This window comes from Pelagibacterium sp. (assembly GCF_965249125.1).
In the GTDB taxonomy this organism is placed as follows: Bacteria; Pseudomonadota; Alphaproteobacteria; order Rhizobiales; family Devosiaceae; genus Pelagibacterium.
Genome location: NZ_OZ252217.1, coordinates 1,819,757 through 1,836,232 on the forward strand (window position 1 = coordinate 1,819,757; position 16,476 = coordinate 1,836,232).

The 16,476-nt window shown below is 61.1% G+C and carries 21 protein-coding genes; 2 read left to right on the forward strand and 19 right to left on the reverse strand.

From position 1 onward, the window contains the following. Nucleotides 1-21: 21 nt before the first annotated feature. From ACP148_RS08950 to ACP148_RS08980, 7 genes are all read right to left on the reverse strand, one after another. Entirely contained in the window at nt 22-951 is a 930-nt protein-coding gene (locus ACP148_RS08950) for a siderophore ABC transporter substrate-binding protein (protein ID WP_421950570.1), read from the reverse strand. Nucleotides 952-1,210: 259 nt separating this feature from the next. Then, nucleotides 1,211-1,711 carry a MerR family transcriptional regulator gene (locus ACP148_RS08955; protein ID WP_421950571.1) on the reverse strand — a complete coding sequence of 167 codons (501 nt, stop codon included), beginning with the start codon at nt 1,709-1,711 and terminating at the stop codon, nt 1,211-1,213. 23 nt (nt 1,712-1,734) lie between these two features. Continuing rightward, nucleotides 1,735-2,046: an integration host factor subunit alpha gene (locus ACP148_RS08960; protein ID WP_014130317.1), complete on the reverse strand. Its 312-nt coding sequence runs from the start codon at nt 2,044-2,046 to the stop codon at nt 1,735-1,737. 84 nt (nt 2,047-2,130) lie between these two features. Then, nucleotides 2,131-3,108, reverse strand: coding sequence for a beta-ketoacyl-ACP synthase III (locus ACP148_RS08965; protein WP_421950572.1), 978 nt, complete (start codon nt 3,106-3,108; stop codon nt 2,131-2,133). Then, nucleotides 3,105-4,172 carry a phosphate acyltransferase PlsX gene (gene plsX, locus ACP148_RS08970; protein WP_421950573.1) on the reverse strand — a complete coding sequence of 356 codons (1,068 nt, stop codon included), beginning with the start codon at nt 4,170-4,172 and terminating at the stop codon, nt 3,105-3,107. The genes ACP148_RS08965 and plsX overlap by 4 nt, the downstream gene beginning before the upstream one ends. A gap of 68 nt (nt 4,173-4,240) precedes the next feature. Then, a complete protein-coding gene (locus tag ACP148_RS08975) occupies nt 4,241-4,780 on the reverse strand; it encodes a YceD family protein (protein WP_421950574.1) in 540 nt (179 codons plus the stop codon). Then, entirely contained in the window at nt 4,777-5,304 is a 528-nt protein-coding gene (locus tag ACP148_RS08980) for a ubiquinol-cytochrome C chaperone family protein (protein WP_421950575.1), read from the reverse strand. The genes ACP148_RS08975 and ACP148_RS08980 overlap by 4 nt, the downstream gene beginning before the upstream one ends. A 154-nt stretch (nt 5,305-5,458) precedes the next feature. On the opposite strand from ACP148_RS08980, the gene ACP148_RS08985 reads away from it, so the two are divergent. After that, a complete protein-coding gene (locus ACP148_RS08985; RefSeq protein WP_421950576.1) occupies nt 5,459-5,905 on the forward strand; it encodes an outer membrane protein assembly factor BamE in 447 nt (148 codons plus the stop codon). Here ACP148_RS08985 and ACP148_RS08990 read toward each other — a convergent pair. The 11 genes from ACP148_RS08990 to ACP148_RS09040 form a co-directional block, all read right to left on the reverse strand. After that, the gene (locus ACP148_RS08990; protein WP_421950577.1) at nt 5,897-7,096 is read right to left on the reverse strand and encodes an MFS transporter; all 1,200 of its coding nucleotides are present in this window, start codon (nt 7,094-7,096) and stop codon (nt 5,897-5,899) included. The two genes, ACP148_RS08985 and ACP148_RS08990, sit on opposite strands and share 9 nt — an antisense overlap. Nucleotides 7,097-7,113: 17 nt before the next feature. Next, the gene (nusB, locus tag ACP148_RS08995) at nt 7,114-7,605 is read right to left on the reverse strand and encodes a transcription antitermination factor NusB (protein ID WP_421950578.1); all 492 of its coding nucleotides are present in this window, start codon (nt 7,603-7,605) and stop codon (nt 7,114-7,116) included. Between the two features lie 5 nt (nt 7,606-7,610). Next, nucleotides 7,611-8,093: a 6,7-dimethyl-8-ribityllumazine synthase gene (locus tag ACP148_RS09000; protein ID WP_421950579.1), complete on the reverse strand. Its 483-nt coding sequence runs from the start codon at nt 8,091-8,093 to the stop codon at nt 7,611-7,613. A gap of 60 nt (nt 8,094-8,153) precedes the next feature. Beyond that, the gene (locus ACP148_RS09005) at nt 8,154-8,759 is read right to left on the reverse strand and encodes a riboflavin synthase (protein WP_421950580.1); all 606 of its coding nucleotides are present in this window, start codon (nt 8,757-8,759) and stop codon (nt 8,154-8,156) included. Between the two features lie 5 nt (nt 8,760-8,764). After that, the gene (gene ribD / locus ACP148_RS09010) at nt 8,765-9,859 is read right to left on the reverse strand and encodes a bifunctional diaminohydroxyphosphoribosylaminopyrimidine deaminase/5-amino-6-(5-phosphoribosylamino)uracil reductase RibD (RefSeq protein ID WP_421950581.1); all 1,095 of its coding nucleotides are present in this window, start codon (nt 9,857-9,859) and stop codon (nt 8,765-8,767) included. After that, nucleotides 9,856-10,326: a transcriptional regulator NrdR gene (gene nrdR / locus ACP148_RS09015; RefSeq protein WP_421950582.1), complete on the reverse strand. Its 471-nt coding sequence runs from the start codon at nt 10,324-10,326 to the stop codon at nt 9,856-9,858. Before nrdR ends, ribD begins: the two co-directional genes overlap by 4 nt. Before the next feature lie 4 nt (nt 10,327-10,330). Next, on the reverse strand, nt 10,331-11,629 hold the full coding sequence (gene glyA / locus ACP148_RS09020) for a serine hydroxymethyltransferase (protein WP_421950583.1): 1,299 nt from the start codon (nt 11,627-11,629) through the stop codon (nt 10,331-10,333). A 108-nt stretch (nt 11,630-11,737) separates the two neighbouring features. Continuing rightward, complete coding sequence (locus ACP148_RS09025) at nt 11,738-11,932, reverse strand: DUF6898 family protein (RefSeq protein WP_421950584.1); 195 nt, start codon at nt 11,930-11,932, stop codon at nt 11,738-11,740. Nucleotides 11,933-11,956: 24 nt separating this feature from the next. Beyond that, on the reverse strand, nt 11,957-13,231 hold the full coding sequence (locus ACP148_RS09030) for a L,D-transpeptidase family protein (protein ID WP_421950585.1): 1,275 nt from the start codon (nt 13,229-13,231) through the stop codon (nt 11,957-11,959). A gap of 252 nt (nt 13,232-13,483) precedes the next feature. Next, the gene (gene ldtR / locus ACP148_RS09035) at nt 13,484-13,984 is read right to left on the reverse strand and encodes a transcriptional regulator LdtR (protein WP_264224444.1); all 501 of its coding nucleotides are present in this window, start codon (nt 13,982-13,984) and stop codon (nt 13,484-13,486) included. Nucleotides 13,985-14,245: 261 nt separating this feature from the next. Further along, the gene (locus tag ACP148_RS09040; protein ID WP_421950586.1) at nt 14,246-14,635 is read right to left on the reverse strand and encodes a hypothetical protein; all 390 of its coding nucleotides are present in this window, start codon (nt 14,633-14,635) and stop codon (nt 14,246-14,248) included. A 146-nt stretch (nt 14,636-14,781) separates the two neighbouring features. Between ACP148_RS09040 and hemB the strand changes: the two genes are divergently transcribed. Next, nucleotides 14,782-15,789 (forward strand): porphobilinogen synthase, encoded by a 1,008-nt coding sequence (hemB, locus tag ACP148_RS09045; RefSeq protein ID WP_421950587.1) that lies wholly within the window; start codon nt 14,782-14,784, stop codon nt 15,787-15,789. Between the two features lie 245 nt (nt 15,790-16,034). Here the strand turns inward: hemB and ACP148_RS09050 are convergent, their stop codons facing one another. Further along, nucleotides 16,035-16,442 (reverse strand): MerR family transcriptional regulator, encoded by a 408-nt coding sequence (locus tag ACP148_RS09050; RefSeq protein WP_421950588.1) that lies wholly within the window; start codon nt 16,440-16,442, stop codon nt 16,035-16,037. Nucleotides 16,443-16,476: the final 34 nt, after the last annotated feature.

Sequence of the window (16,476 nt, forward strand, 5' to 3'; positions counted from 1 at the left end):
GGCATACCGGATGAACCGAGCCTATTGGGCGGCGTTGTAGCCTTCGATAACCTGATCGAGCATGGTCATCAGGCCAGTGTAGCCGTGCATGGTGATATAGGCGGCCTGGGGATCGAGATAGATGATCTGGTCATTCTGCCAGGCCGTGGTCTGGTGCATGAGTTCGTTGTCGAGCAGCGCCGCAGCGGCGCCTTCATTGCCGATACCCGCGTCGCGGTCGACCACAAACAGCCAGTCGGGATTGGCTTCGAGCAGGAACTCGAACGAGACACCATCGCCGCCATGATCTCCGTCTTCCACATCATCCATGACGGAGGGAATGGCGAGTTCGTTGTATATCCAGGCCACGCGGGAATCGGGACCATAAACGCCGAGGTTGCCGGCATTGGTCACAAGAACAAGGCCGGTGCCCTGCCCTGCGGCGGCAGCCGTGGCCTCTTGGACCTTGGCATCGAGCTCTGCGACCAGCTCAGCCGCGCGATCCTGAATGCCGAAGATTTCGCCGAGTTGCACGATATTGGCTTCAACGCCGGCGACCAGATCGGTGTTGTTGATCGACATGTCGATAGTCGGCGCGATTTCCGACAGTGTTGGGTATGTGGACGCTGAACGGGAAGCCACGATCACCAGATCAGGCTGCTCGGCGGCAATGCCTTCAAAGTCGGGTTCGAAGAGGGAGCCGACATTGAACAGGTTTTCGCTCACGGAGTCGGCCAGGTAGCCCGGCACGTTCGAGCCCGGAGTACCGGACACCTCAACGCCAAGCGCTGTGAGGTTGTCATAAGCGGCCCAGTCGATGACGAAAACTTTCTCGGGAACCCCCGAAATCGCGGTTTCACCCTGCGGGTGGGTGACTGTGACGTCCTGTGCGGACGCTCCAGCGGTGAGGGCGAGCGAGGCCGCAAGGGCAAGGGCCGCGGTGGCGGTCCGGAAATGGTTAGAAGAAATCACGATCACAATCCAATCGTTGGCTGAAGGTCGGATGTGCAGCCAAATTTGACTGCAAGCATCAGGTTTCTAGCCAGCCGGAAAGTTCGCGTCAATATAGTTGATTGTTGCAATCAGGTTAAGTTGTCGCAGGGGCGTTTAGGGCGTGTTCAGCAAAAGCATGTCCTCGACCCGATCGGGGACAGAAACGGCTTTGCGGTCCGGACACGCAACAAAACAAAGGTTTAGAGCCGAGGATTTGACAATTAAATCCTGGACGGCGCTAGCCGCGCGCTTTTTCCAGCAGGATACGGCACTGCTCGAGCGTCTCGAGAGCAGAGGCGAGCGTTTCGCGCTGCTCGCCAGAAAGCCCTGCCGGCACCGGAACATTTCGTTCTCCATAGCTCGCGGGCGCCGCCAGAGCTTGGCCGGCCTCGATTTCCACGAACTCCACGGCGTCGACGGTTTCGGCAGCTTCGACATGGGGCTGGGGCGCTATGGGACGGATAGACCCGGTTTCACCAATGGCCACCACATGTTTGGCGCCCTGCTCCTTGAGGATGCGCTGGACGCCCTTGATGGTGAAGCCCTGATCGTAGAGGAGGTGCCGGATACCCTTGAGAAGCTGAACGTCATCGGGACGGTAATAGCGTCGCCCGCCGCCCCGCTTGAGCGGCTTGATCTGCGTGAACCGCGTTTCCCAGAAACGCAGGACATGCTGAGGTAGGTCGAGTTCGTCTGCCGCTTCGGATATCGTCCGGAAGGCGTCTGGCGATTTGTCCAACGCAAGTGCCCCGGTAAAAGTTGTTATTTTCCAGATCGAACCATAGATTTGTTGATCTTGGATTTCAAGACATTGGATGGTTTGAACACAAGAACCTGCCTGGGCAGGATCGGAACTTCCTCACCGGTCTTGGGATTCCGGCCGATTCGCTCGTTTTTGGAGCGCACCTGAAACGACCCGAAGGACGACAATTTCACGTTGTCGCCAGATGCCAGAGCGTCGCTGACGATCTGAAGAACGCGCTCCACAAGCTCCGCCGATTCGGTGCGCGACAGGCCGACGGATTGATAGACTGACTCGGCCAGATCGGCACGAGTCACGGTTTTTCCCGACATGGTGTTCCCCTCAATCTCATTGAGACCCGCAACAGCCCCCAAGATTTCAACCACTTAACGCCCAAAATAAAGCTGGGTCAACGCCTACCAACGAATGAGGGCAGCCCCCCAGGTGAAGCCACCGCCCATCGCTTCGATCATCACGAGATCGCCCTTCTTGATTCGCCCGTCCTCGTTGGCCACCCACAGCGCCAGCGGAACAGAGGCCGCCGAGGTGTTGGCGTGCTTGTCCACGGTCACGATGGTCTTGGCCTCGGGAATGCCCAGCTTCCGGCCGGCGCCATCGATGATGCGCTTGTTGGCCTGATGGGGAACGAACCAGTCGAGATCTTCGGTTGTCTTGCCGGTCTTGGCCAGCACCTCTTCGACAACGTCGGAAATCATGCCCACTGCATGCTTGAACACTTCGCGACCTTCCATGCGCAGATGGCCGATCGACTGGGTGGTGGAAACGCCGCCATCGACATAGAGCTTGTCCCAATGGCTGCCATCTGTGCGAAGGCTCGACACCAGGATGCCGTTCTCGGGAGCATCGTCGGGCACGTCCTGCGCTTCGAGGATTATGGCCCCTGCTCCGTCGCCGAACAGCACGCATGTGGTTCGGTCGTTCCAATCGAGGATGCGCGAGGCCGTCTCGGCGCCGATCACCAGCGCCCGCCTTGCCATGCCTGTCTTGAGATAGCTGTCCGCCGTCGCTACGCCGAACACGAATCCGGAACATACCGCCTGCACGTCAAAGGCCGAGCCTTTGGTGATGCCGAGCTTCTGCTGGAGGATGGCAGCCGTCGCCGGAAAGGTACGATCGGGCGTGGTCGTTCCCACGACGATAAGGTCGATCTCGCTGGCGTCCATCCCGGCATTTTCGAGCGCGCGCTGCGCAGCAACAAGGGCGAGATCGGAGGTGTATTCGCCTTCCGCGGCGATGTGGCGCTGCCGGATACCGGTGCGCTGGACGATCCATTCGTCCGACGTATCGACGATTTTGGCCAGATCGTCATTGGACATAACGCGTTCAGGCAGATATCCGCCAACGCCACGCACAACAGATTGGATTTTGGTCACGCGGAAGGTGCCTCCAGATTGGACGGTTCTGCCGGCAGGGCCAGCGCGGGGAAGCGTTTCATGCCCTCCCCGATCTTTGCGAGGAGATCGTTGCGGGCCATCTCGTAGGCGACGCTGAGGGCGCTTTTATAGCCGATCTCGTCGGTACTACCATGGCTCTTGATAACGACACCATTGAGGCCGAGGAAAACGCCACCGTTCACGGTGCGCGGGTCCATCTTGGAGCTGATTGCGTTCAGCGCCCCGCGGGCGAACAGGGCCCCGATCTTGCTCATCAGTGACGACGTCATGGCGTTGCGAAGATACGTGCCGACCTGCCGGGCCGTGCCTTCGGCGGTCTTGAGCGCGATATTGCCGGTGAACCCTTCGGTGACCACGACATCGACGGTGCCCTTGCCCAGATCGTCGCCCTCGACAAAGCCCTTGTAGGTAAAGCCGGCGCCCGAGGTTTCGGCCAGGATCTTACCCGCGTCCTTGACCCATTCATTGCCCTTGGCTTCCTCGACGCCGACGTTCAAAAGCCCGATCGTGGGGCTTTCGATGTCGAACAGGGCCCGCGCGAGAGCCGAACCGAGAATCGAAAAATCGACGAGCTGCTGGGCATCCGCCCCGATCGTGGCACCAACGTCGAGCACGACGATGTCGGACCGAAGCGTCGGCCAGATCGCGGAAATCGCCGGGCGGGAAATGCCTTCCATGGTGCGCAGGCAGAAGGTCGCCATTGCCATCAGCGCGCCGGTGTTGCCGCCCGAGATCGCCACATCGGCCTCACCGTCCTTAACCGACTGGATGGTCGCCCACATTGAGGAGGTGCCCCTGCCCTTGCGCAGCGCCTGGCTGGGCTTGTCATCCATGGTGATGACATTCTCGCTGTGCCGGACCTCCGACACGGGCTTGAGTTCGGAAAATTCTTCGAGCAGCGGGGCCAGGACCTCTTGCCGTCCGTGAAAAATGAACCTGGCGTCGGGATGTTCGCGAAGCAGCAGTTTGGCGCCGTGCAAGGGTGCGCGCGGCGCATTGTCCCCGCCCATTGCGTCGACGGAGATCGTTATGGTTTCAGTCATTGCCTGCCTTGAAACGTTCCCGAAAATCGGCGCTCACCATAGTCAATGGAGCCTCCCATGCAAGCCCGTCAATCCTTCTTGAGCGACTTGAGAGCAGCGAACGGCGAGAGTTCGGCCGGATCGTCGCCGGTCTGATCCTCGGTCAGTTCAGCACCGGGCTTGCGGGGATAAAGGTCGATGGCGAGCGCAAAAACTTCAAGGACGAGATCGGCCAGGTCGATTTCGTCGCCCTCGAAATAATCGGGGAGATCGTCGTCCTCGAGATTCACAAAAACTTCGGCGCCGGCAGTGGCTTCGCTCGCCTCGTCGCGGCCGGGCAGAAAAACCCGATCGATCGGCTCGCTGATCGTCTGGATCACCGGATCGCCACTCACCACGCAGGGCTGCACCACGGCGCCCTCGACATGGCCCTTGGCCTGGATGCCGCCGCGAAACCGTGTCGCCGTTACTTGCGCGGAAAATGCGGTGACCTCGCTCACTTTGAGACGATCGGCCAACACCGCCCGCTGTTCCGGGTCGGTCTGGATGGAAACGACCCGGCCCGCTGCCGGAATCTTGTCGACCCGAATTTTAGCATCGAGATCGAATTCGTCAGGTCTTTGGGTCATACGGGCTCTCCGAAACTTACGCTGCCGGCCATGATCTTCTCGACAGGCTGGGCGTTGAGCGTCTTGTCGCACTTCACAATATAGTCGGCAAACCGCTCGGCCATCGGATGGGTTGCGCCGGCATGGAAGTTTCTCGAAACGAAATCGATGAGCCGCCCCCGGTCACCGGCATCCAGAATCGAGGAGATATTGGAAAGCATGCCGTAAAAAAGGCCCCCCATCTTTTCGATCCGCTTGCCAACTGAAAGGTCGCCTACCCCCATTTCGCGCAGTGAGCGGTCCATGTCATGAAAAAAGCAGTCGAATACGCTCTGGGAAAAATCCTTGCTGTGCTTTTCGCTCGACCGCAACCGCCGGAAAACCAGAGCGGCGTGAAGCGAAATCATGTCGAAACGCCCGGTCATCGTATCTGCAACACCCCACTCCGCATAGAAAATCTCGCGCCGGGATTGCGCCACAATGGCATTATAGACGGCATAAACGGGCTCGGAGAGCTTAGGCTTGCGAAATAAGGAGAGGATCATTTTCTTGAGGTCTCACAACGAGAAAAGCTGGCCGGACGCAAGCGTAATTCGATTGGCGGCTTGCCAGAGTCGGGCCCGGACGGCTAAACAACACCAAAATCCCTGGCGCTTTGTCGCGAGGCTATAGTCGAGAGAGCTGAGGAAAGTCAATTCCATGACCCTGCGTCCCGCCCTTGTCCGCCTGTCCCCTATTGCCGCGGCAATTGCCCTTGGCCTGACCCTGTCGGCCTGCTCGGGATCGGGCCTGGTTTCCCAACGCACCCAGGGCTACGTGCTGCCCGATGATGCCATCGCCCAGGTCCGGCCGGGCTCGAGCCAGGATTTTGTTCGCGTCGTTCTCGGATCACCGCAAACCACAAGCACCTTCGGTGGCGAAACGGCGTGGTACTATGTCGAAACGAAAGTGACCCAGACAGCGTTCGGCCTGACCAGCATTCAGGAACGTACGGTGCTGGCCGTCTATTTCGGCGCCGACGGGCGCGTCACCGACCGGGCGATCTATTCGCTGCAGGACGGGCGGGCCTTTGCCATCGAACAGCGGCGCACCGGATCGTTCGGCGAGGACCGCAATTTCGTGGAATCGCTGCTGGCCTCAATCTGAGGCCAGCGCCTGCCGTCCGATGCGGCGGGTGCGCAGATCGTCCCAGCCCAAAAGCAGGATGGTCGCCACGGCGATCGGCAGCGCGATCATGTTGACGGCCTCCCAGCCAAAAAAGTTCAGCGCCAGTCCCGCTCCGATCGAGCCTATCGCGTTCGAGCCGAACACCAATTGCTCGTTGAGCGCCTGAACCCTGGCGCCCTCCTCGGGCCGATAGCTCTTGGTCAGCATCACCGTCGAGCCGATAAAACCGAAATTCCAGCCCACACCAAGCAGCACTAGGCCGATATCGAAATGGAGCGTGGTGGTGCCGATTAGCGCCGTGCTCACGCTGCCGATAATCAGGAGCATGCCGATGGCTGCCGTCAGGTGGGTGCCGATCCGCCTGATGATTTCGCCAGTGATAAAGCTCGGCGCGAACATAGCCACGATGTGCCACTGAATGGCGTTCGCCGCCTCTGCGGGGGCGTGCCCACCGATATGGACCATGGCGAGCGGCGCGGCGACCATCACGAAGGTCATTAGCGAAAAGCTCGCCATCCCCGTCAGCACCGGCACGAAGACCGCCGGCATGCGGATCATCTGGTTTAACGGCCGCCCCTGTTCGGATACGGGCCGTTTGGCTTCGCCTCTGGGCAGGCGGGTAAAGCTGAGCAGGAGCATGGAGACGAGCGACAGGCCCGCCAGCGCAATGAACGAACCGGCATAGAGCGCGTCCGGTATTGCTTCGGAGGTCATCGAGGCCAGACGCGGGCCCAGAAAGCCGGCGAGCACGCCGCCGAACAGCACCCAGGACACCGCACGCGCCTTGGCGCTTTCCGGCACGCTGTCGGCCGCCGCAAACCGGTATTGCTGGCCAAAGGCCCCAGCCGCGCCGATCAGCAGCATCGAGGCCGAAAAGAACAGGAAGCTGTGGAGGTAAATGCCCAAAGCGGCCAAAAGGCCGCCACATCCGGCAATCGCGGCCCCGAGCAGGAAGCCGCGGGTGCGGCCCAACCGGTGAAGCGCGATGGCGGCCGGGCCGGCCATCAGGGCCACGCCGAGAATCATCGCAGTTGTCGGCAAGGTTGCAAAGGCCGGATCGAAGGCGAGATAAGCGCCGGCCAGCGCCCCGACCGCCATCACCATGCCTTGCGATGACCCCGCTATGGCCTGCGCGCCGGAAAGAAGGAAGATGTTGCGCATACTGGCCATGGCGATGCTTTCAGGACTCAGCCGTTGGGTTTCTCCCCGCCAGCATACCCTTCCGAATATTTTCGCGCCACGGCGTCGAGCACGCCATTGACCATGCCGGGCACTTCGTCCTCGTAAAAGGCATTGGCGACATCAACATATTCGCGGATCACCACCTTGAAGGGGATATCCTTGCGCATGGTCAATTCGAACACTCCGGCGCGCAGCAGGGCGCGCAGCGTGGCGTCGATACGTGTCATGGGCCAGCCGCCTTGCAGCGCACTGTTGATGACCGGGTCGAGCTTGACCTGGTTGGTGACCACGCCGCGCACGATATGGCGGAAATAGTCGGCGTCGGCGGGCAGGTATTCGTCGCCCTCCAGTTCGCGGCCCAGCCGGAAGCTCTCGAACTGGCTCAGCGTCTCTTCAAGCGTCTGCTCGCCCACATCCATCTGATAGAGGGCCTGCACTGCCGCGAGGCGGGCCGAACCGCGCTGATTGGCCGGTTTGATCTCGTTGGGTTCAGTCATGACGCTCAGTCCTCGGTCAACAGGGCGCGCAGCGCGGCCATGGTCATGGCGGCAATTGCCGCCCCTCCGCCCTTGTCCTGCTCGGAAATCTTTGCGCGTGCCCAGGCCTGCGCCTCGTTCTCCACGGTCAGGATGCCATTGCCAAGCGCGATGCCGTCGGCGACAGAGAGATCCATCAGCGCCCGCGCGCTTTCGCCCGAGACGATCTCGTAATGGGTGGTCTCGCCCCGGATGACGCAGCCGAGCGCGACATAGCCATCATATTGATCGCCCTTGAGTTCGGAGGCCATGGCAATCGCCGCGGGTATCTCCAGCGCACCGGGAACGGTAACCACCTCGTAGGTGGCTCCGGCCTTGTCAAAGGCGGTCGTTGCGCCTTCGAGCAATGCATCGGCGAGTTCGGTGTAAAAGCGGGCCTCAACGATGAGGTAGTGCTGGCCTTCGGCCGAGCCGGGCGCAATCGCGAAAATGTCGCCAGAACTGGCCATTGTTTGATCCTGTCGGGTTCAAAATGCATCGCGCCATGCGGTTGCAGGCGCCACGCCAAACTATTGAGATCTCTCCATGAGGCGCGCGGCATAGCGCGCCATCAGGTCAACTTCAAGATTTACCGCGTCGCCCTCGCCATAGTCGGGCCAGTTTGTCGCGGAAAGGGTGTGTGGGATCAGATGGACCGAAAAACGGTTTCCGTCCACCCAATTGACGGTCAGGGAGGTGCCGTTCAGTGCCACACCGCCCTTTTTGGCGATGAAATGGGACAAATGATCCGGCGCTTCGAAGGTAAAGGTGATCTGCTCGCCGATATCCTTGCGCTCCACGATGGTGGCGAGGCCATCGACATGGCCCGACACGATGTGTCCGCCGAGCTCGTCACCAACCTTGAGTGAGCGTTCGAGATTTACGCGCCGGCCCTCGGCCCATTGTCCCACGCGGGTCACGTCGAGCGTTTCGCGGGCCGCGAACACGTCAAACCAGTTCTGTCCGGCGTCGCTGCCCTTGTCGGTCACCGTGAGGCAGATGCCTTCGCACATGATCGAGGCGCCCAGATCGATGGCCTGCGGCTCGTAGCGCGTGCCGATGCGCAGCTTGCGCCCGTCATTGCGGTCCTCGACCGCTAACAGCACGCCGATGTCGGTGATGATGCCGGTGAACATGGGGATCAGACTTTCTCGAATGTGGTCAGCATATCGCACCCCAGCGCCCGGCTTTCAACCGCGCTGAACCCCAGCTCGGCCAAACGCTCCGGCAAGGATGAGTGAACAGTGGCGGGGACTCCGCGCGCGCCGACTTCGACATCGCCTTGGAGCAGATGAAACCGATCGATCAGCCCCGCGTCGAGCAGGGCATCGTTGAGCCCTGCCCCGCCCTCGACAAGCACGCGGCCAATGCCTCTGCCGGCCAATGCGGCAAGCGCCGAACCCAGATCGGGACGTCCGCCCTGCCCGACAACGCCGGTGACACCAGCATGCTGAGAAAATGAATCAAGGCAGGTGTTTTCTGCAATGATTGCAGTCTGTTCTCGCAAACTCGTCGCGAACAGATTCGGGCCCACCGGCAGTTCGGTCCGGCCCGCAACGACAACTCTAAGGGGCGCTCTGACCTCGAGCCCGGCAAGCCGGACGTTCAGTCTTGGATCGTCCAGCCGGGCGGTTGCGGCGCCGACCATCACCGCGTCGGACAACGCCCTTTGCATATGCGTCCAGCGCCGCGCGTCTTCGCCTGTGATCGCTACATTTCCTTGGCCGGTGCGCCCGATCATGCCATCGCGTGACACCGCCAGCTTGGCAGTGACAAATGGTCGTCCGCGCCGAACGCGCGAGAAAAATCCCTCGTGCAGCCGTTCAACGACCTGCAAATTTTCACCGACAGCAACCTCGATCCCGGCGGCGCGCATCTTCGATATGCTCTGGCCGGCGGTACGCGGGTCGGGGTCGGATGCACCGCAGACGACCCGGGATACACCCGAAGCGATAGCGGCATCGACGCAGGGCGGGGTCCGGCCCCAGTGAGTGCAGGGTTCGAGCGTCACATAGAGCGTCGCCCCCTTCGCCTCTTGCCCGGCCATCGCCAGAGCTTGAGGCTCGGCATGAGGCCGCCCGCCCACAGCCGTGACGCCACGCCCCATCACCCTCCCGTCAGGACAAACCACAATGGCACCGACTGTGGGATTTTCCGCCGTTGTGCCGCGATATGGCATGGCGATACGGGCGGCGGCCTCGAGCCAGCGCAGATCGGCTGGCGCGAGTTGGGTCATCCTCGTTCCTCGGGATCGTCACCGCCCATTTCGGTCAGAAAGGACTGGAAATCATCGGCGCTTGAGAAGTTCTTGTAGACCGACGCAAAGCGCACGAAGGCGACATCATCCAGGCCCTTGAGCCCTTCCATGACGTATTCGCCGATCTGATCGGATGTCACTTCTACTTCGCCCACGCTTTCAAGCTGCCGCACCACACCCGAAATCATGCGCTCGGCGACCTCTGGGTCGACCTGACGCTTGCGCAACGCCGTGTTGACCGACCGCGCCAGCTTTTCGCGGTCGAATGGCACCCTGCGGCCCGACTTCTTGACCACGACCAGATCGCGCAATTGCACGCGCTCGAATGTGGTGAACCGGCCGCCGCAGCCGTTACAGACGCGGCGGCGGCGGATGGCGTTGGAATCCTCGGTGGGCCGGGAATCCTTGACCTGCGTATCGTCGTTCCCGCAATAGGGGCAGCGCATGGGCTTATCCGTAAATGGGGAATCTGGCCGTCAGCTCAAGGACCTTTTCCTTGACCTGGGCTTCGACGGCGCCGTTGTTTTCTTCGCCATTGGCCGCCAGTCCGTCGACCACTTCGACCATGAACTCACCGACCAACCGGAACTCCTCGACGCCAAAGCCCCGCGAGGTCGCCGCCGGGGTCCCGACGCGAATACCCGAAGTGATCGCGGGCTTTTCGGGGTCGAACGGCACAGCGTTCTTGTTGCAGGTGATGTTGGCGCGCTCGAGCGCGGCTTCGGTCGCCTTGCCGGTCACCGATTTGGGCCGCAGATCGACAAGCATCAGATGGTTGTCGGTGCCGCCCGTGGCGATTTCCAGCCCACCCTTGACCAGCGTTTCGGCCAGTGCCTGGGCGTTATCCACGACCTGGCGGGCATACGCCTTGAATTCGGGCGTCAGAGCCTCGCCGAAGGCCACGGCCTTTCCAGCAATGACGTGCATGAGCGGCCCGCCCTGAATACCGGGGAAGATAGCCGAATTGACCTTCTTGGCGATCGCCTCGTCATTGGTGAGGATCAGCCCGCCGCGCGGCCCGCGAAGCGTCTTGTGGGTTGTTGTGGTCGCCACATGGGCATGCGGGAACGGATTGGGATAAACACCCGCCGCCACAAGCCCTGCCACATGGGCCATGTCGACGAACAGATAGGCGCCCACCTCGTCGGCGATGGCGCGGAACGCCGCCCAGTCGAGAATGCGCGAATAGGCCGAAAAGCCCGCCACGATCATTTTGGGCTGATGTTCATGGGCAAGCTGGCGAACCTGGTCCATGTCCACGCGCCCGTCCTGCTGGCGCACACCATACTGGATGGCGTTGAACCACTTGCCCGACTGGTTGGGCTTGGCGCCATGGGTCAGATGGCCGCCAGCGTCGAGGCTCATGCCTAAAATGGTATCGCCGGGTTGCAGCAGCGCCTGATAGACACCCTGATTGGCCTGCGAGCCCGAATTGGGCTGCACATTGGCAAATTCGCACCCGAACAGTTCTTTTGCCCGGTCGATGGCGAGTTGTTCGACCACATCGACAAACTGGCAACCGCCGTAATAGCGCCGCCCCGGATAACCTTCCGCATATTTATTGGTCATCACCGAGCCCTGAGCTTCGAGCACCGCCCTGGAGACGATGTTTTCCGAAGCGATCAGTTCGATCTCGTGCTGCTGGCGGCCGAGTTCGTCGGCAATCGCCTTGGCAACCACCGGATCATGATCGGCAATGGTGCGGGTGAAGAAGTCGGGAAAAAGCGGTGCTGTTGCGGTGGCGCTCATGGGCGGGCCCTCGACCTGTTGCGGAAAGATGCTGGTGGCAAGCAAGCGCGATCCGCATAGCACGGAGGCTCTTGCGATTCCAAGCACAGATCGGGCGTTCAAGTGGGTTTAGCGCCCCTGCGGGGCTTCTCTTTCGATCCGGCGGCGCAGCTTGGCAAGCGCGAGGTTCTTCATCTGCGCCTCGGTGGCCGTGGTCGGCGCTATCGCTATGACCTCGATGCCCGTCTCGACATCGATGGCGGCAACGCGAATCTGGGGGCCGGCCTGACGGAATTCGAAAAGAACCTCGCGGCCCGCCCCCATGTCAAAATCTCCGAACTTGCAGTGTCAGGCACTAATTTCCGGGAAATCAATCTTGCCCTGAGCATCGTATTCGTAAACGTCGTCGCGGAAGCTTACGACGCCGTTCCGGTTGGCCCAAGCTGTAAAATAGGTCATGAAAATCGGAACGGGATTGGATACGTCGGCGTCGATGCGCTCGCCCGAGGCGAAGTTGGCGTTGACGTCGATGATGTCGTACCCGGAGTCACGCAGCACCCAAGCCACGAACTCGGCGACATTGGCGACGCGAACGCAACCGGACGAATGGAACCGCGCGTTTTCCGAGAACAAGCCCTGCTGAGGCGTATCGTGCAGATAGACCGCATGTGGGTTGTAGAAGTTGATCTTGACGTGGCCCATCGAATTCTGCGCGCCCGGATCCTGCCGGAACGTGTAGTTCACGGCCTCTTCGGTCGACCAGTCGATGGCGCTTTGGGGCACCTCGTTGCCGCTGCCGTCGAAGATGCGGATCGAATATTCGTTGAGATAGTTGGGGTTGTCGTTCACCAGCCCGATAATGTCGCGGCGGATGATCGAGACCGGCACCGTCCAGTACGGGTTGAAATTGATCTGGTGAATGCGGCTGCGCAGGATCGGGGTCTGACGGTCGATCTTGCCCACGACGGCCGTATGCCGGCGCGCAACCTGCCCGCCTTCGGTGGCTTCAATGGCGGCGGCCGGAATATTGACGTTGACGTAGCGGTCTTCGAGCCTGCCCTCCAGCCCGCGAACGCGCTCGATGTTGAGCTTGATCTGGTTGAGGCGGGTCGAGGCCGGAACCTTCATCGCCCAATAGGTGTATTCGTCGACCATGCCATTGATCTGCAGGCCGTGCCGCGCCTGAAAGCCGCGAACCGCGCCATCCAGTTGGGCGTCAAACTGATCCGATAATGGCGTGTCGCGCGGCAGGTCGCCGGTATGGGCGAGATAGGTCCGCAGGTCGCGCACCGGGGCGCGATCCGAGCCAAGCCCAAGCCGGAAGATCGATTCGGGCACGTCGGGCCAGCCGCCGATGGCGTTGAGGCGCTCGTAATATTCGGCAACCCGCTGAAGATTGTATTCGGTGTCGACCGAAACGATCGGATCGGTGCCGCCGATGGCGTTCATGGCCGTCGAGGAATTGAGCTCCAGCTCTTCCTGAGTCACCACCTTGCGGCCGCCTGTCAGGCTGCTGAACAGTGATTGAGACAGAGCGGGCATCGGAAAAGCCGCCGTCGCCGCAAGGGCGGACAGGCCCGTCACGACCGAACGCCGATTGAGTTTTCCTTTTAAGTCGCGCATCGCGTAAGTTCACCTATCGAGAGAGCCAGGGAGCCGAGCGGTCTTTTGCCCTATGACGAACAAGACCACAACGCCGCTCACCGGACTTTGGCCACTTTGCAATTGGCCAACCTGATCCACCGGAAATTCCGGAGAGCGTCATATATCGACACTTTGCCAGCTAGAAAGAGTTTGCGGCGCAAATGAGAAACGCCGGCCCTTGAGCCGGCGTTTGCCATGTCAGTGTGGCGGCAATGCCACAATAGCGGGGTGTCAGAGCTTGTAGAGGATCTGATCGACCCAGAAACGCTCAAGACGCGAAAGGGCGGTGTTGAGGCCCGAAAAGTCCGATTCGCCCAGTCCACCGACCTTTTCGATCGAGTTGAGGTGGCGGTCATAGAGTTCGTCGATCACTTCGGCAACCTCCTCGCCCTTGGGGGTGAGGCGGATGCGCACCGAGCGGCGATCGGTCTTGGAACGCTCCTGGAAGATGTAGCCGGTATCGACCAGTTTCTTGAGATTGTAGGAGACGTTCGAGCCCAGATAATAGCCGCGGGTGCGAAGTTCGCCGGCCGTCAATTCGCTGTCGCCGATATTGAACATCAAGAGAGCCTGAACCGGGTTGATGTCGTCCCACCCCATGCGGTCGAACTCATCCTTGACCAGATCGAGGAGCCGGCGGTGCAGGCGTTCGACGCGGGAGACGGCCTCGAGATAGAGCGGCTTTAAGCTCTTGGGTTCATCAGCCTTTGCAGCGGAAAGATTGTTAGCCATTGGTTCTGCCTCACTGTAATTTTTTAGCGCGATTTTTCGCGTCTGTGAGGGCAATCTAGCGGGCTGCCGATAAGATCGGTTTAAGAGACAGGCTTAATGTTATCTTACGGAGAAACTTGAGGTTTTTTGGTTTTCAGTTTCTTACACCCGTATCGAAAACTGTAACCTTTACGGCGCGTTACGCAGGCAAAGCCCCGGATGGCGTGAGACCGAGCGACCCCTTGGTGGACTGTCCAGCGCTGGAGAGGGAACGCCCCAATCCTAATCGGCCAGTTGTCTTTGCGCCCAAAGCTGGGCGATGGCCAGGAGCCCAAAAGTTGCCAGCATGACCCCAAGTTTGAAGATAAAACTCCACAAACTCAAACTAACCCAATTGCTGCCCGTCAGATAAAAGCCGATCTCGATGACCAGTGAGGCCGCGAGCACCACAGCACCCCAGGACGACTGTATCCACAAGCCGACCGCGGCGAACAATCTCATCAGGGTCAGCGCGGAAAGCAGAACGAAGCCCATCGTGCCGATGGTCGCTATCGGACTTGCCGTCCCGGCACCCAGGCCAAGCAGCCGCGCCGCATCGCCGAGCCCGATGAACAGGCTGAGCAGGGCCAATATGCGGGCAAAGAGCCCGAGCGGTTCGTTTCTGAGGTCCATGGAACAATCCCCCGGTCGGCCAGAGCTAACGTGATTTGGGCGAAGGGGACAAGGCTTATTGGCCAACCCCCGCGTCGTCCGGTCCCTTTGCGCAGCGCCCGGGGCCTGATATTGAGCACATCAATATTATGCGGAGTGACCGATAGATGAGTTGGGAAAAGCACGACATGGAATTTCTCGGTGGCCGGCGGCTGCGCAGGCCGCGCATGGCCGGCTGGAGCCGCAACCTGATCGCCGAGAATGTGCTGACTCCCGCTGATCTGATCTGGCCGATCTTTGTGATCGAAGGGCAAAATGAGCGCCAACCGGTCAAGACCATGCCGGGCGTCGAGCGGTTGAGCATCGATCTGGCCGTCGAGGCGGCCAAAGCGGCGCGGGCCGAGGGAATTCCGGCCATGGCGCTGTTTCCCAATACCGATCCCTCAAAGCGCACCGAGGACGGGGCGGAGGCGACCAATCGCGACAATCTTGTGTGCCGCACGCTCTCGGCGATCAAGGATGCGGTTCCCGATATCGGGCTGGTGGCCGACGTTGCGCTCGACCCCTATACCAGCCACGGCCATGACGGGGTGATGGCGGGCGAGGAAATCCTCAACGACGAAACGGTCTCCATCCTCGTCAAGCAGGCGCTGGTTCAGGCGCAATCGGGGGCGGACGTGATCGCGCCGTCCGACATGATGGATGGGCGCATCGGGGCGATCCGGAGGGCGCTGGACGACGCGGGATTTGAAAAGACCATCGTTCTTTCCTATGCCGCCAAATATGCCTCGGCCTTTTACGGCCCGTTCCGGGACGCCGTGGGGTCGGGCGCGCGGCTCAAGGGCACCAAGCTGTCCTACCAGATGGACCCGGCCAATTCCGAAGACGCCATCCGCGAGGTCGAACAGGATCTGGCCGAAGGCGCCGACTGGATCATGGTCAAGCCCGGCATGCCCTATCTCGACATCTGCCGCATGCTCAAAGACCGGTTCGACGTTCCGGTGTTCGCCTACCAGGTGTCCGGCGAATACGCCATGATCGCCCACGCGGCACAGGCGGGCATTGTGGACCGCGAGGCCGCTATGGTCGAAAGCCTGATGGCCTTCAAACGCGCCGGCTGCTCGGGGATACTCACCTATTTCGCGCTGGATATGGCCCGCAAGATCAATGGCTAGCGCTGCCAATACGCCCTGTCAGGGGTTTGTCAGGCAGGGTTGCTAGCCAGCTTTCGGGTCTTGGTCCCCGCCCTCTCTTGCAGCCTCGATCCCATGGCTGCCCTCCCACCGACGTCATCCCGGGCGACGACCCGGGATCCAGTACCCGGCAGGGTTGCGGTTTCTCCCTAGGCGCCCAGTGCGCTGGACTCCGGCACAGAGCCGGGGTGACGGCAGAGATCGATTGATCACATTACAGATTGACCCTAGCCCGCTGACGGGCTCGAAATCGTCTCGATCACGCGGCACTGCCCGATCCTGCCATGCCTGCATTCGTCGAGCATCGTCGCGAGTTCGGCCTTGAGCGCGGTGAGACTGGCGATCCGTTGGTCGATCTCGGCGATCCGATGGGTGGCGATTTCGTCGACGCGGGCGCACGATCGCCCCGGGTCGTCCTGCAAGGCCAGCATGGTGCGGATCGCCTCCATCCCGAAACCGAGCTCGCGGGCATGAAGGATAAAGAAGAGCCGCCGAACCGTCGCCTCGTCATAAAGGCGCCGATTGCCCGCCGTGCGGACCGGCTCGGGCAGCAGGCCGATCTGTTCGTAATAGCGGATGGTGGGGACCTTGACCCCGCTGCGCCGGGCCGCCTCGCCAATCGGGAAATCTTGCATTTCACCCTTGCTCCTCTAGTCGCTGGAGATTCTA

Excerpts from the sequence above, each read along its gene's own strand:
- ACP148_RS08985 (WP_421950576.1), top strand. The coding sequence starts at position 5,459 with ATGACCCTGCGTCCCGCCCTTGTCCGCCTGTCCCCTATTGCCGCGGCA.
- ACP148_RS09030 (WP_421950585.1), bottom strand. The coding sequence starts at position 13,231 with ATGCGCGACTTAAAAGGAAAACTCAATCGGCGTTCGGTCGTGACGGGC.
- ACP148_RS08960 (WP_014130317.1), bottom strand. The coding sequence starts at position 2,046 with ATGTCGGGAAAAACCGTGACTCGTGCCGATCTGGCCGAGTCAGTCTAT.
- hemB (WP_421950587.1), top strand. The coding sequence starts at position 14,782 with ATGAGTTGGGAAAAGCACGACATGGAATTTCTCGGTGGCCGGCGGCTG.
- ACP148_RS08990 (WP_421950577.1), bottom strand. The coding sequence starts at position 7,096 with ATGGCCAGTATGCGCAACATCTTCCTTCTTTCCGGCGCGCAGGCCATA.
- ACP148_RS09040 (WP_421950586.1), bottom strand. The coding sequence starts at position 14,635 with ATGGACCTCAGAAACGAACCGCTCGGGCTCTTTGCCCGCATATTGGCC.
- ACP148_RS09005 (WP_421950580.1), bottom strand. The coding sequence starts at position 8,759 with ATGTTCACCGGCATCATCACCGACATCGGCGTGCTGTTAGCGGTCGAG.
- ldtR (WP_264224444.1), bottom strand. The coding sequence starts at position 13,984 with ATGGCTAACAATCTTTCCGCTGCAAAGGCTGATGAACCCAAGAGCTTA.
- glyA (WP_421950583.1), bottom strand. The coding sequence starts at position 11,629 with ATGAGCGCCACCGCAACAGCACCGCTTTTTCCCGACTTCTTCACCCGC.
- nusB (WP_421950578.1), bottom strand. The coding sequence starts at position 7,605 with ATGACTGAACCCAACGAGATCAAACCGGCCAATCAGCGCGGTTCGGCC.
- ACP148_RS09025 (WP_421950584.1), bottom strand. The coding sequence starts at position 11,932 with ATGGGGGCGGGCCGCGAGGTTCTTTTCGAATTCCGTCAGGCCGGCCCC.
- ACP148_RS09050 (WP_421950588.1), bottom strand. The coding sequence starts at position 16,442 with ATGCAAGATTTCCCGATTGGCGAGGCGGCCCGGCGCAGCGGGGTCAAG.
- ACP148_RS08980 (WP_421950575.1), bottom strand. The coding sequence starts at position 5,304 with ATGATCCTCTCCTTATTTCGCAAGCCTAAGCTCTCCGAGCCCGTTTAT.
- nrdR (WP_421950582.1), bottom strand. The coding sequence starts at position 10,326 with ATGCGCTGCCCCTATTGCGGGAACGACGATACGCAGGTCAAGGATTCC.
- ribD (WP_421950581.1), bottom strand. The coding sequence starts at position 9,859 with ATGACCCAACTCGCGCCAGCCGATCTGCGCTGGCTCGAGGCCGCCGCC.
- plsX (WP_421950573.1), bottom strand. The coding sequence starts at position 4,172 with ATGACTGAAACCATAACGATCTCCGTCGACGCAATGGGCGGGGACAAT.
- ACP148_RS08975 (WP_421950574.1), bottom strand. The coding sequence starts at position 4,780 with ATGACCCAAAGACCTGACGAATTCGATCTCGATGCTAAAATTCGGGTC.
- ACP148_RS09000 (WP_421950579.1), bottom strand. The coding sequence starts at position 8,093 with ATGGCCAGTTCTGGCGACATTTTCGCGATTGCGCCCGGCTCGGCCGAA.